The organism is Tessaracoccus sp. OH4464_COT-324 (assembly GCF_003932855.1).
In the GTDB taxonomy this organism is placed as follows: Bacteria; Actinomycetota; Actinomycetes; order Propionibacteriales; family Propionibacteriaceae; genus Arachnia.
The window spans coordinates 1-318 of the sequence record NZ_RQYZ01000172.1 but is presented as its reverse complement, the minus strand read 5'-3'; the positions used below and the strand labels follow the sequence as shown (position 1 = coordinate 318).

The 318-nt window shown below is 37.7% G+C and carries 1 protein-coding gene; it reads left to right on the top strand.

Features of this window, described 5'->3' with window-relative positions:
- Positions 1–318: aminotransferase class I/II-fold pyridoxal phosphate-dependent enzyme (locus EII42_RS12645; RefSeq protein WP_125172440.1), on the top strand; the 318-nt coding region annotated here is incomplete at both ends.

Sequence of the window (318 nt, the reverse complement as noted above, 5' to 3'; positions counted from 1 at the left end):
TTGATGGTGTAGCGGAATTTAACGAATATACAAAAGAATTATTATTTGGTGCAGACTCTGAAATTGTTAAGCAAGGACGCGCTAAAACAGTGCAAAGTTTAGGTGGAACAGGTGCATTGCGCATTGCTGCTGAATTCATTAAACGTCAAACCAAATCTCAAAATGTTTGGATTAGCACTCCAACATGGCCAAATCATAATGCAATTTTTAATGCGGTCGGCATGACAATTCGTGAATACCGTTATTATGATGCAGAAAAGAAAGCGTTAGATTGGGATAATTTAATTGCTGATTTAAGCAATGCTGGCGAAGGTGATG